Origin of the sequence: Aeromonas sobria (genome assembly GCF_000820145.1) — a bacterium.
In the GTDB taxonomy this organism is placed as follows: domain Bacteria; phylum Pseudomonadota; class Gammaproteobacteria; order Enterobacterales; family Aeromonadaceae; genus Aeromonas; species Aeromonas sobria.
Genome location: NZ_CDBW01000006.1, coordinates 455,921 through 469,039 on the forward strand (window position 1 = coordinate 455,921; position 13,119 = coordinate 469,039).

The 13,119-nt window shown below is 60.2% G+C and carries 12 protein-coding genes; 3 read left to right on the top strand and 9 right to left on the bottom strand.

Going from position 1 to position 13,119, the window contains the following annotated elements:
- Position 1: 1 nt before the first annotated feature.
- From BN1135_RS04595 to BN1135_RS04630, 8 genes are all read right to left on the bottom strand, one after another.
- The gene (locus BN1135_RS04595; RefSeq protein WP_082186727.1) at positions 2 to 937 is read right to left on the bottom strand and encodes a LysR family transcriptional regulator; all 936 of its coding nucleotides are present in this window, start codon (positions 935 to 937) and stop codon (positions 2 to 4) included.
- Between the two features lie 176 nt (positions 938 to 1,113).
- Positions 1,114 to 2,484 (bottom strand): BatD family protein, encoded by a 1,371-nt coding sequence (locus BN1135_RS04600; RefSeq protein WP_042019152.1) that lies wholly within the window; start codon positions 2,482 to 2,484, stop codon positions 1,114 to 1,116.
- Positions 2,465 to 4,198 carry a VWA domain-containing protein gene (locus tag BN1135_RS04605; protein ID WP_042019153.1) on the bottom strand — a complete coding sequence of 578 codons (1,734 nt, stop codon included), beginning with the start codon at positions 4,196 to 4,198 and terminating at the stop codon, positions 2,465 to 2,467. Before BN1135_RS04605 ends, BN1135_RS04600 begins: the two co-directional genes overlap by 20 nt.
- Positions 4,191 to 5,237, bottom strand: coding sequence for a vWA domain-containing protein (locus BN1135_RS04610; RefSeq protein WP_042019155.1), 1,047 nt, complete (start codon positions 5,235 to 5,237; stop codon positions 4,191 to 4,193). Before BN1135_RS04610 ends, BN1135_RS04605 begins: the two co-directional genes overlap by 8 nt.
- Positions 5,230 to 5,751, bottom strand: a complete 522-nt coding sequence (locus BN1135_RS04615) for a DUF4381 domain-containing protein (RefSeq protein WP_042019156.1) — start codon at positions 5,749 to 5,751, stop codon at positions 5,230 to 5,232. The genes BN1135_RS04610 and BN1135_RS04615 overlap by 8 nt, the downstream gene beginning before the upstream one ends.
- Positions 5,748 to 6,719, bottom strand: coding sequence for a DUF58 domain-containing protein (locus tag BN1135_RS04620; RefSeq protein WP_042019159.1), 972 nt, complete (start codon positions 6,717 to 6,719; stop codon positions 5,748 to 5,750). The genes BN1135_RS04615 and BN1135_RS04620 overlap by 4 nt, the downstream gene beginning before the upstream one ends.
- A gap of 8 nt (positions 6,720 to 6,727) precedes the next feature.
- On the bottom strand, positions 6,728 to 7,705 hold the full coding sequence (locus BN1135_RS04625; RefSeq protein ID WP_042019161.1) for an AAA family ATPase: 978 nt from the start codon (positions 7,703 to 7,705) through the stop codon (positions 6,728 to 6,730).
- Between the two features lie 143 nt (positions 7,706 to 7,848).
- Positions 7,849 to 9,387 (bottom strand): arylsulfatase, encoded by a 1,539-nt coding sequence (locus tag BN1135_RS04630; RefSeq protein ID WP_223290096.1) that lies wholly within the window; start codon positions 9,385 to 9,387, stop codon positions 7,849 to 7,851.
- Positions 9,388 to 10,067: 680 nt separating this feature from the next.
- On the opposite strand from BN1135_RS04630, the gene BN1135_RS22345 reads away from it, so the two are divergent.
- From BN1135_RS22345 to BN1135_RS04645, 3 genes are all read left to right on the top strand, one after another.
- A complete protein-coding gene (locus BN1135_RS22345) occupies positions 10,068 to 10,229 on the top strand; it encodes a hypothetical protein (protein ID WP_213391069.1) in 162 nt (53 codons plus the stop codon).
- Positions 10,230 to 10,261: 32 nt separating this feature from the next.
- Positions 10,262 to 10,579, top strand: a complete 318-nt coding sequence (locus BN1135_RS04640; protein ID WP_042019164.1) for a heavy metal-binding domain-containing protein — start codon at positions 10,262 to 10,264, stop codon at positions 10,577 to 10,579.
- A 311-nt stretch (positions 10,580 to 10,890) separates the two neighbouring features.
- Positions 10,891 to 11,493, top strand: a complete 603-nt coding sequence (locus tag BN1135_RS04645) for a hypothetical protein (RefSeq protein ID WP_042019165.1) — start codon at positions 10,891 to 10,893, stop codon at positions 11,491 to 11,493.
- Positions 11,494 to 11,612: 119 nt separating this feature from the next.
- On the opposite strand, the gene cysG is transcribed toward BN1135_RS04645, so the two are convergent.
- On the bottom strand, positions 11,613 to 13,004 hold the full coding sequence (gene cysG / locus BN1135_RS04650) for a siroheme synthase CysG (protein ID WP_042019168.1): 1,392 nt from the start codon (positions 13,002 to 13,004) through the stop codon (positions 11,613 to 11,615).
- Positions 13,005 to 13,119: the final 115 nt, after the last annotated feature.

A 13,119-nucleotide genomic window follows, 5' to 3' on the forward strand; every position in this document is an offset into this window, starting at 1 on the left:
GTCATTGCGCCGCTTGGGAGGTGATCAGCCCCAGCTCGTTGATCACCTCAAACAGCTGCTGGCGTAACCAGCGGTGCCCCGCTTCGGCACTTCTGCTCGGGTGCCAGATGGCCGAGAGGCTGAACACTGACTCCGCAAAGGGGAAGGGCAGCGCTCGCACATCATACATATTGCTAAAGGTATCTATGGTGGAGTGGGGCAATACCCCGATGATCTCGCTGCGCGCGATGATCGGCAGCATCTCCATGGCGGTGGGTACCCGCACCACGATATTGCGATTGGCCATTTGTGGCAGGTGTTCGGCGGTGATCATGCTGCCTCTGACCTGCCACTGGGCCAGCGCCACATGCTCCTCGGAAAAATACTCCTCTACAGCCAAGGTCGTGCCCAGTCGCGGGTGCCCGCTGGCACATACCACCTTGACTTGCTCGGCATAGAGCACCTCACTCTTGAGCATGCTGCGCCCGTTCGGCGTCATGTCGATGATGAGATCATAACGCTGCATGCGCAGATCGCTTTCCATGTCTTCGGTAAACAGCGGGTGCACTTCCAGCGCAATACCCGGTGCCTGCGCTTTGATCTTGCAGAGCAAGGCCGGGATCAGGTTGGCACTGACCAGGGTAATGCAGGCGATGGAGAAGACCCGTTGCGAGGTCTTTGGATTAAAGGTGCGCGAGGTTGACAGGGTCGAACTGAAATTCTTCAGGGCAGCGGCCATCGCCGGGTAGATGTCGATGGCAAACGAGGTGGGTTCCATCCCCGCCACCTTGCGGTGAAACAGGGGATCATCGTAGATCTCCCGCAGTCGCTTGAGGGCTTTGCTAACGGCAGGTTGGCTGATCTCCATGCGTGTTGCCGCGCGGGAGAGGCTGCGCTCTTCATAGATGGCGACAAAGATCGGGATGAGATTCAGCTCGGTACTTCTGATGTCAAGCAAAGGGGGCCTCGTTACATGTTCGTAAAATAGATCACGCGGCCGCCATGATTGCTTGGTAGCAAGGGAAAGAAATGCTGCCGCGCCAGTGCATTGGCGCGGCAGCAGGCCGGTGTCCAGTCTCGGCAGTGTAATGAAGTGCGTCTGCGGGTACAACCATCCAGGGGCCGGGTGGTGGCTTATCTCTCCTTGTCGCTGGCTGGGAGGCCGGTAGTAGCCGATTTGTCCACCCTGGTTGTCAGCCCCGGCAAGGCGGGTCGCCAGCCAACGGTGCGACACAGCCGGGCAACGCCATCACCGGTCGGCAATGACAACCGCTTCACCAGTGCCCATCCCATCTTGAACGCTTGCGGGCGGTCGCCATCTGCTTGCTGAAAGGCCGCCTGTTGCTGCTGCCACGCCGGATCACTGCTGATACTGGCCAGCTCCAGCGACCCGCGTCGGGCCCGCAGATAGCGATAGGCCAACACCCGCACCGTTCCCCACTGTTTGCGCCAGATGGCGGTGCCGTATTGCCAGCTGAGCGGGCGAGGGTGGTGACGGTAGTAACGGGCGATGGCCAAGCGTGTCAGTGCCAGCAAAGCCAAGCCGCTTGCCACCCCGATCAGCCAGGGCCAATAGGCTGCCAGCCAGGAGGCGGGAGTATGGTGCACCCGCAAGGTTTGCCCTGGGAGGGTCAGGGTTTCCAGTTGGCCGAGCTGGCTGTTCCACCATCTCAGCTCCAGTGGGGGCAGGGTCAACGCTCCCCCTTGCTGCACTATGTAGGTGGTCTGATCTTCCCGGGTCGAGAGGTACTCCCCCCGCTCCTGGGTGTCGCTAAGGCGAGGCTGCGCCGGATAAGCCTGCAGGCCAGTGCTCTCGAGCGTCGGGATCAGCGCCGGGATCAGTACCGAGAGGGTATCTTGCCCGCTGGCGGTGACGGTGCGGGTGATGGCATCCCCCACCCGCAGCTCGCCCGCGTCGCTACCCTTGTCATCCTCGGCCCTGTTGTCGCCGGAGCTGCGCCATGTCTGGTTCAGGGTGAGCTTGCTGGCGCTCAGCCAGCGTCCCCCGACCGTCAGGGCGGGGTCGGGCAGGGCGGCCGCAAAACGCTGGGGCCGGGTGGTGAGGGTGATCTGCCGGGAGCCCCCTTCAGGACGAGCAACCGTAGCGCGTACCGCAATTGCGGGGATCTCGAACTGGCCAGATTGCTGGGGGTAGAGGCTTAACTCCCAGCGCTGGTGCGACCAGGTATCCCCGTCTTGGCGCTGGGTGAAGTTGGTGGCCATCTCACTGCGCTGCTTGACCATCACCCCAGGCAGTTCGAACTGGCTGATGCGGGTACCGGCGGTAAACCAGCGGTTGGTGGCCAGTTCCAGATAGAGAGTGATCTGCTGGTTGACCGCATACGGGCCATGTTCCGCTGGCTGATCTTTCAGCCAGCTTTTCAGGGTGATCTGGGTCGCAGGTTGCGCCTCTGCCCCTAGGGTAACCGGGGCCAGCAGCAGGGTGCTCAGCACTGTGGTCGTGGCGAGCAGCCAGCGGCAAATGTTATTGCGCCTGTTGCACATGGGCAGGCTCCTCGGTGGTGGCTGCGGGATGAGGGCGTGAGAGCGCCTGAGTCTGCCGCGTGTGTAACTGCAGGCGGAATTTGGCTTGCAGAAAATCAGCAGGGTCGGATTCGACCCGGCGCAGCCATTTTTCGGCCTGGGCAGGATTGGCCAGGATCTGGTCCGCGGTCAGGGTTTCACGCTCCATCAGGGCGGCGGCGACTTTCTCCTCTGCCCCTTCGGCGGTGCGTGGTTCATTTTCGGGCAACTCACGGGAGTGGTCAGGCCCGTCGGGTGTACCGGTCTGGCTCTGGCTGGCGCGGTTGATCTCATCGACGATCCCCCTCATCACCTGATAGTTGTGGGCGGCTGATTGACGCACCGTGGGGTCATTGGCTTCGTCAGCCAGTTGCTGGAACAGCCGGCGGGCGGCCAGATACTCCCGTTGTCTGGCAAGGGCATTGCCCGCATAGAGCAACGCCTGTTCGGTATCGGCTTGTAAAAAGGCCGACTGGGCCAGCGCAAATTCGGCGCCATAGTAGTAGGCCACCCCCTTGTAGAGGGGATCTTCATAGCGTTTGGCCGCTTCGAGATAGTCACCGCGCTGGAAGTACCACTGCCCTTGCTGATCCGGGGTGAGCCAGAGATCGAGCCACTGCTGTTTCAGCTCCTCTACCCAGTGATTGGTCGCAGGCTCTGTGGGCTCTGCGGAGGCCAGTGAAAAGGTGGTGGCGTGCGCCGGTGCCGCTTGCAGCAAGGAAAAGCTGACTGCCGCCACCAGACCCCACTGCACCAGCCACCCTTTGCGAAACCACAGCAGCAACAGGGCCACAACCGGAAACAGCAAGTTGTAGCCGATGTCATGCCAGGGCATCAGGGAGTCGCTGTGGATCAAGAAGTGGCGAGCAATCGCCCGGTTGATGCTCTCTACATCGTCATTATCCACCGTCATGGTAAGCAGGGTGGCGTTGCTGTCGCTCGCCAGTCGCCGCAATGAGGCCAGCTCCAGCGGGCGTTTGCCACTGAGGGCCGGATCGCCGGCAGCCAGGATCAGCAGTTGATGGGATTGCGCCTTGAAATAGTCAGCCAGTGGGGCAATGGCCGACGGGCTGATGCCGTCACTGATCAGCAAGACGGTGCTGCCAGCTTCATCGGCCAGCTGTTCGCTGAGCAGCGGGATCACCTGCTCGGTGTGCTTGCCCGCTTTGGGCATGATCGCGGGGCTGATGGCAGCGAGAAACGGGGTGAACACCGTATTGTCGCGGGTCAGCGGCATGGCGGTATGGGCCGAGCCGGCAAACACCACCAGACTGGTGCGTCCGCCACTGCGGGTGGCCAGCAGATCACCGATCTTCTGTTTGGCACGGGTCAGCCGGTTGGGGGCGATATCCTCTTCCAGCATGGAATCACTGTTATCGAGCAGGATCAGCAGTGCGCCCTGATCTTCACCAAAGGGGGAGGGCTCACGGCTCCAGGTCGGGCCGGCGCAGATCAGGATGGCAAGCCCCATGATCAGTGCCAGCGCCTTGAGGGGCAGGTTCTTTTTCCAGCCCTCTTCCCCCAGGGTCAATGCCTTGCGCAGATGAGATGGCAGTCGCTGTTGCCAGTTTTTCGCGTCGTCCATGCGCCAGCGCAGCAGGATGATGGCGGCAAGGGGGATAAAGGCAAGCAGCCACCAGGGGCGCAGAAAGTGGGCATTTAACCAGAGCTGTTGCCAGAACAGGGTATCAATCATGGGTGTCTCCTTGGCGAGCAGGGCGCAGGCGGTAGCGCCTGAGGGTCAACAGGGAAAAGAGACCGAGATAGAGGCCGACGCTGGCGGCAATCAGGTAGTGGTGCAGGCTTTCGCGGGTCTGAAAATGGGTGCTCTCGTAACGTTGCGGTTCCAGGGTATCGATCACCTGATAGGCCTGCGCCAGCGCGGCCTGGTCGAGGGCTTGAAACAGCTGGCCGCCGGTCAGGGTTGCCAGTTGCTGCAGGGTATCGAGATCGAGCGCCTGTTCGCCAACGGTCGCCGGATCCCCCATGGCGATGGTGTGCAGCCGCACCCCGTTGACCGCGGCCACCCGGGCCGCATCGCGGGGGCTGACGAAACTGCCGGTGTCGTTGCCATCGGTGAGAATGATGGCGACTTTCTCCCGTTTGCTGGCCATTTGGGTATTCGGCTCAGTGCGATCACTTTGGTTGAACACCTTGATAGCCAGCCCGATGGCATCCCCCAGATGGGTGCTCTGGCCCGCCATGGCCACATCGGTCTCTTGCAGCAGGGTCTGCCAGGTGTCGAGATCGGCGGTAAACGGTGCCTGAATAAAGGCGGCATCACCAAACAGAATGAGCCCCAGCCGATCACCTTGGCGCTTGGCGGCAAATTGGGTTAGTACCCCTTTGGCCGCCTCCAGTCGATTGATGGGCTTGCCGGGGTCCGGTGAGAAGTCGGTTTCGGCCATGGAGCCGGAGAGATCCAGCACTATCATCACATCCCGCCCGAACCGCTCCCGTACCTGAGGCGGTCCATAGATGGTCGGTTTGGCCAGCGCCACTACCGCCATCAGCCAGACCAGCAGCAGCGCGATCCGTTGCCACCAGCTGGCGGTGAGCTGGGTTGCCCCCTCTTGCGGCGGTTCGTCCAGCAGGGAGACCAGCAGATCGAAGAAGGGCACCTTGATGGCACTTTGCCGGGTGCGATAGGCCGGAATGAGGCGAAACACCAGCAAGGGCAGGGGCAGCAGCCAGAAGCAGTGGGGGTGGGCAAACTCGAGACCGGCATCAAGCATGACGAGCCTCCACCGTCAGCGCAGTGCTGGGGCATGGCGCTTGATGATGTTGCAGCCAGTCGCTGCACAGGGAGACCAGACAGAGCTGATCGCCGACACTCAGCACCACCTGATCACACACCAGCGACACCAGCCAGCGCTCACCCAGTTCGGTAGCGAAGCGGGATTGGCGATCAGGCATGGCGCTGTCGAGGGTCTGCAGCAGAGGGGTGCCGAACAGCTTGGCGTAGCCGGGTGAGAGATGGGTCAACACCTCTTTGATGATGTGAAACAGTGTCAGGCTGGTGTCCGCATGGGACCAGTTGAGGGTGTGCAGGGCGGCCAGCGCCTCACGGCGGTAGCGCTGTTGCCACCACAGTTGCACCCTGTGATAGATCCAGAGCAATGCCAGTGATCCGAGGATCATGGCCAGCAGTCCCCAGCCAGCGGTTTGTGGTTGCCAACTGATGGCTGGCAGGACAGTCACATCCTGCAGTTCACGCAGCATATAGGTGCCGGGCAACTTGTGGATCATCGATGATTTCCTCCCAATGCGGTGGTGAGATGGGCGAGGTGGTGGCCACGGGTGTCGAGGGTGATAAGCGGCAATCCTTTGATGGCCATCAGCCGCAGCAACTGATCTTTTTTCAGCTGCTGCTGGCACGCCAGACCCTGATCCAGCAGGGGCAGTTGATGAGGGGCGATATTGAGCTGGTATTGACCATTGCCGACCACCCAGCTGGCGTCAGAGGCGGTGCCAGACAGGGTTGATTCAAGGGGATCGGCGATGTGCAGGGCCAGCACGTCGTTATGCTGCTGCAAATAGCCGAGGCGAGTCAGGTCGGCCTCGGTGACGCCCGCCCAGTCGCTCAAAAAGATCAAGGTGGCATTTTTGAGCTTGAGGCGGCCCAGCATCGCCAGCAATGGCGCCAATCCAGTCGCCTCGTGGTCGTGGCTGCTGACCGAGAGGGCGTGGTTGGCCGCACAGAGCTGGCGCAAGCGGGCCAGCCAGTGGCCGCGAGAGCGCTGTGCTCGCATCCACTCCACGCCGTCACTGCGCATGATGGCAAGCCCGACCCGATCGTTCTCTTTAAGCACCTGCCAGCCAAGCAGGGCCGCCACTTCAGCAGCCACCACTGACTTCATCACCTCGACCGAGGAGAAGAACATGCTGCTGCGCTGATCAACGCAGAGGATCACATGGCGATCTTTCTCTTCGCTGTAGCTACGGACATGAGGTCGGCCGGTGCGCAGGGTCACCTTCCAGTCCAGGGTCCGGATATCGTCCCCTTGCTGGTAGTGACGCAGCTCCTCGAAGTTGAGACCACGGCCACGAAAACGGGATTGATGGCGACCGCACAACACGCTGCCGCTGTTGCGCCGAGGCAGCAGGGAAAACTGCCCGACCAGACTCTGTAGCCGGACCAGCCGCAAGTAGTCACAGTGGATCCGTGGATCTGGCTGGGGGGGCGTTGCGCCATGGGGCAAGGTACGGTGATCCATAGGATGGCTTACCCGATGACAACGTGATCGAGCAGCGCCATCACCACCTGCTGGTGATCCACCCCGTCTGCCAGTGCGTCGTAACTGAGGGTAAAGCGGTGACCCAGCACGCTGGGCACCATGGCCCGCACATCATCCGGCAGCACGTGGTTGCGGCCCTGCAGCCAGGCGTAGGCGCGGGCACATTTATCGAGCGAGATAGAGGCGCGGGGGCTGGCACCGACCGCAATCCACTGGGGCAGCCCTGTGTCCGGGTAACGGTCGGGATGGCGGGTTGCCATCACCAAGCCGATGATGTAGTGCTCCACCAGCGGTGATACCGTCATGGCCGAGAGCTCTGCTCTTGCCTGCAAAATCAGCTCAGGGGAGAGCGGGGCGAAATGGTTGCCTTGCTGGCGGTTGCCACTCTCTTCGGCGCGCACTAGCCGAATGATGGCCAGCTCGGCCTCATCATCGGGGTAGGCGACCGAGACCTTGAGGGCAAAACGGTCCATCTGGGCTTCCGGCAGCGGGTAGGTGCCCTCCTGCTCGACGGGGTTCTGGGTGGCCAACACCATAAAGAGCTCGGGCAGGCGATGGCTCTTGTCACCGACGGTGACCGTGCCTTCGGCCATCGCCTCCAGCAGCGCTGCCTGCACCTTGGCGGGGGCGCGGTTCACTTCATCGGCCAGTACAATGCTGTTAAAGATGGGGCCGGGCTGGAAGCGCAGCTGGTGGGCACCTTCATGCTCCTGATACATCTCGGTGCCAGTCACATCGGAGGGGAGCAGATCGGGGGTGAACTGAATGCGGCCGAAGCTGGCATTGAGCGCCTCGGCCAGCGCCTTGACCGAGCGGGTCTTGGCGGTACCGGGTAAGCCTTCAAGGAGCACATGACTATTGGTCAGCAGACCAATCACCAGGGCGCGGATCACATGGGACTGGCCGACCACGCTTTGACCAACCTGTTCGATTAGTTGAGAGATCTGTTGTTGCAAGGGGTTCATAGGGATTTCCAGTGCAGATAACGAGGCGATGAGAGATGTTTGACAGACGAGTCAACGGGTTTTCAATTTTCACAGGGTTCGGGACGAGCCATGTGGAAATTGAAAACGCCCACCAGAGATTGATGGGCGTTGGAGTCACCGTCTTACTTGATGGTGGCGACTTTCTGCTTCAGTGCTTCCAGCTCGGCGAGCTTGCCCTGCAGCATCAGGCTCTGGGAGCTGATGTTGGCTGGGTTCATCTGGAAGCTCTGCTGCATCGGGTAAGCTGGCAGGGTGTCGAAGAACCCTTTCAGGATCCCCTGTACCGGTACGAACAGCCACATGTTGTCAGCCATCCAGCGCATGTACATGCCTGACTCGTGCGGTGCCTTCTCGAACGGATCGGCGCGTAGGTTGATGATTTGCGGCCAGTTCGGGATCACGCGGGTGGCATCGGAGATGTTGCCCTGCATGGTGGCGAAGTTCAGCTTGAAGTCATTCCAGCGCACGGCGTTCAGCTCGCCGTTGGCAGAGAAGTAGAGCATGGAGTTGCGCGGTGCAGTCTCGGTTTTACCAGACAGGTACGGCATGAAGTTGTAGCCGTCCAGGTGTACACGCCACTCTTTGCCGTTAGCCTTGTAGCCTTTGGCCAGCTGCTCTTTCACATCCGGTACACCGGCGGCGGCCAGCAGAGTCGGCATCCAGTCCTGGTGCGCCATCATGGCGTTGACCTTGGTACCCGGCTTGATCACGCCCGGCCAGCGAACCAGCTGAGGTACGCGAGTACCGCCTTCCCAGGTGGTGCCCTTCTCGCCGTAGAACGGAGTGGTACCACCATCCGGCCAGCTGCCGGTCTCGGCGCCGTTGTCGGTGGTATAGATAACGATGGTGTTGTTGGCGACACCCAGCTCGTCCAGCTTGTTGAGCAGGATACCTACGTGGTCATCGTGCTCCAGCATGCCATCGGCATAGATGCTGATGCCGGATTTGCCCTGATACTTCTCTTGCAGGCGAGTCCAGACGTGCATACGGGTGGCGTTGTGCCAGATGAAGAAAGGCTTCTTGGCCTTGACCGCTTTCTCCATAAAGGCCAGTGAGGATTCGAGGAACTCCTCGTCAGCGTGCTCCATGCGCTTGCGGGTCATGGGGCCGGTATCTTCAATCTTGCCGTCAGCAGAAGACTTGATTACGCCGCGCGGGCCGAACTTCTTCTTGAACTCCGGATCTTTCGGGTAGTAGTAAGTTTCCGGCTCTTCTTCCGCGTTCAGGTGGTAGAGGTTACCGAAGAACTCGTCAAAGCCGTGTTTGGTCGGCAGATGCTGGTCACGGTCACCCAGGTGGTTCTTGCCGAACTGACCTGTCATGTAACCCTGCTCTTTGAGCAGATCACCGATGGTGGGAGCCCATTCTGGAATACCTTGGGTAGAGCCCGGCATGCCGATGGTCAACAGACCGGTACGGAACGGCTCTTCACCGGTGATAAAGGCGGCGCGACCGGCGGTACAGGATTGCTGACCGTAGTGATCGGTAAAGACCGCACCTTCGCTGGCGATACGGTCCAGGTTCGGGGTCTGGTAGCCCATCATGCCCTGGTTGTAGGCGCTGATGTTCCAGTAGCCGATGTCATCACCCATGATGGCAAGAATGTTGGGTTTGGCGGCTGCTGCGGCACTCCCAGCAGTGGCCATTAATGCAAGGCTCATTGCTATTTTGTTTAAATGAATGGCCATTATTGGCTCCCACTCCTAATTTGATGTGATTTAGTACACAAAAATGCTGTATGAAAGCAGATAAATAATGTGCTGTTATCTTTATTCCGAATCAGCGCAGACACCGAAACAGACACCGAAATAGCAATCTACTGTGCATATATTGTTACGGCGGCGGGCTATCCCATCGGGGAATTAAACACAATAAGCTTTCAACCGTTTTACTCTATGCAGTTCGGGGTAAGTTGTCGCCTTATAGCGAATATAACTGGTGGTTATCCGAGGGGCGTTTTAGCCGCTAAAATCGTGGCTGGTAGGGCAAGATGGTGGCCTGGGCACTGTCGGTGCCCTGGTCATGGCACCGTGGTTATAGCGCACTGTCGGCGGATATTCATCCATCGCTGTGCATTATAAAACCTGAAAAAAAGTGGCCTGTTTTCTTATAAACAGACAACCATTAAATATCTTGTATTTGATAATTAAGTGAAGCTTCATGGTTGGTGTGATGCGGTGCAAAAAATATTATTTCGCCTGCCTGAAACAGGCATCCATCATAGCGATGCCCGCTTTTATTAGCGGGTGTTTCAGGTCGGGAAATACCTTATCGGATAAGGGAAATGGTCAGCCATCTGCGATGGCTTTCTGGCCCGTCACGAAACCCTTGAGCCGGTGGTATGAGCCGATGGAACTTGACCGTGACCGTGACCGTGACCGTGACCGTGACCATGACCATGACCATGACCATGACCAGCGGCCATATGGTCAGGGTCTCGTGGTCGCCAGTGGCTGTCGGTGGCCATGGTTGGCGGGTTGGGATTTGCCAACCGTTGCGGTAGTCTGAAAGCTCTGTTACTCACAGGAGTTCAAGATGATCCTCTCGACCACCCCCACGCTGGAAGGCAAAACCATTCGTGAATACCGCGGCATAGTGGTAGGCGAAGCCATTCTCGGCGCCAATATCTTCAAGGATCTCTTTGCCGGGATCCGCGACATCATAGGTGGCCGCTCCGGCGCCTACGAAAAAGAGCTGGCTCGTGCCCGCGAGATCGCCTTTGACGAATTGAAAGAGCGTGCCGCCGCCCTCGGTGCCACTGCGGTAGTCGGCATCGATATCGACTACGAGGTCGTGGGGCAAAACGGCAGTATGCTGATGGTCAGCATCAGCGGCACCGCCGTGGTGGTCTGATATCCTGTCGCCAGCTAGCTGTGCAGGCCAAAGCCGATAACCGGGTTATCGGCTTTTTTGATGTCCCATTGCGGGCAAAGAGGAGTGGCCGAGGCGTTGAAAAAATGCCATCAGTGACGGTAACGTCATGATTTTAAGCATTTATATTTTTTCATAACTTGCTGGCGCGGGTTTTATTTTTTTTAACTGGGTCCCCCTGAACCGCTGGACTAGATTAGGTGCCATCAGGACGACACCTCTCACGGATGAACCCCACTTTGCTTGAACCACTATTTTTTGGCTTGCACCACAATTTTTGAAGGCGTATCAAGATGCACAAAAAATCTGCTCTGTTGACTGTTATCACACTGGCCATCGCCGCTTATGCCGGTAGTGCCGCCGCGGCCGTTCCCAACTTTACCGCCAGCTGCCCGATGAATATTCAGGTCAAGGCGCAAGGGGGCAATGTCTTTATCAATGGTAAAAAGGCCACCCTGAAAACCGATGCGCCGACCGCCTATAGCGCCCAGAGCGGCAAGATCATGATCGGCATTACCTCTGCATCGGCCAACAGCGAACCCAGCGTTGATTACGCCATCAAGCATGACAAGCGGGCCAACGGCATCTGTACGGTCAGCGCCTGGTCGGCGGGCAAGGATGCTGCGCTGCCGATGGCCAAGGGGGACTCTCCCTATCAGGGCAAGTGGACCGCCAAAAATAGCGAGACCGGTGCCACGGTGGCCAATATTCAGATCGATGGCAAGGAGCAGGTGTGGGTCAACGGCGTGAAGGTGAAAGCCAAGCGCACCGACGGCGCACTGCAATTTCGTCAGGGCACCATCCTCTACACCTTGCAGGGGGACCCGCGTATTCGTAATGAGAGCGACTGGAATGACAGCGATGCCCAGAATAGCGGCCCCATCACCCTGCAGTAACGGGCGCGCGGTTTAGCGCATATATTACTGATGAAAAAGCAGACACCGGTTACCCGGTGTCTGCTTTTTGGCCTCTGGGGGGCTAAGGGATTAGCCCGCCGCTCGGCGCGCCTGCCGGATTAGACCCCGATGATGGTATTGGCCTCCCCATACCAGTCCAGTTTGTCGGCCAGGGTGACCACCGAGCCGATGATGATAAGACTCGGGCTCCTGACTCGCCGGGCCAGTGCCGCCAGTTGTTGCAGCTCGCCGCGCACCACCCGCTGGCTGAGCCGGGTGCCTTGCTCCACCAGTGCCACCGGGGTGTGGCAGGGCATGCCGTGGGTTTGCAGCTCATCCTGAATGCGGGCGGCGTGGGCCAACCCCATGTAGAACACCAGGGTCTGGTGAGGGGCGGCCAGCGCCGACCACTCCTGGGCGATATTGCCCTCCTTGTCGTGGCCGGTAATGAACTGCACCCGCTGGGCGTGATCGCGGTGGGTGAGGGGAATGCCGCTGTAGGCGGCGCAGCCCGAGGCGGCCGTAATGCCCGGCACCACCGAGAAGGGGATCCCTGCCTCGGCCAGGGTCTCCAGCTCCTCACCACCCCGGCCAAAGATAAAGGGATCGCCCCCCTTGAGCCGCACCACCTGCTTGCCGAGGCGGGCCTGCTCCAGCAACAGCTGGTTGATCGCCTGCTGGGGCACGCAGTGGCGGCCCGCCTCCTTGCCGACAAAGATCCGCTCGGCGTCCCGGCGAACAAGGGCCAGCACCTCTTGTGAGACCAGCCGGTCATAGACCACCACATCGGCCTGTTGCAGTTGCTGCAAGCCATTCAGGGTGAGCAGCCCCGCATCGCCGGGGCCCGCGCCTACCAGGGTGACGCTGCCATGACTTTGCTGTGGTTCGTCCAGCAGCTTGTTGACGCTTTGCTCGGCGGCCTGCTGCTGGCCACGGGCCAGTTGGCGGGCGAGGCGATCGTGGCGGAACAGCCGCTCCCAGAAGTGGCGGCGGGCCAGCTTGTCCGGAATGAGCTTGACCCGCTCGCGCAGCTTGCCCGCCAGCGCCGCGAGCTGGCCGAGGTGCTGCGGCAGCATGGCTTCGAATTTTTCCCGCAGCTGGCGGCTCAGTACCGGTGCCGCGCCTGCGCTGGAGATGGCCACCATCAGCGGCGAGCGGTCGATGATGGCGGGCATGATGGCGCTGCAGTGGGCCGGAGAGTCCACCACATTGCAGAAGATCTGGCGCAGGCTCGCCTCGTGAAATACCTGATGATTGACCTCTGGCTGGTTGGTGGCGGCGATCACCAGCCACTTGCCATCGAGCAGCTCGGGATGAAAGCCGGCGGCGCAGACGGTCAGGCGACCCTGCTCGGCCCAGCTCATCAGCTGGGGTTCAAGGTGCGGGGCATTGATGGTGATCTTCGCCTTGGCATCGAGCAGCAGGCGCACCTTGCGCACCGCCACTTCACCGCCGCCGACGATAAGCACCGGCTTGTTTTGCAGCTGACAGAAGAGAGGGAGAAAGTCCATAACAGGCTCCGGATGCTGGCCCGCTCGCAATGTCGCGCCGGGCGAGATAGCAGGGCGCGCCGTGACGCACCCCGGATGGTTGGGGGAAAGCTCCCCCAACGGGAATAAAAAAGGG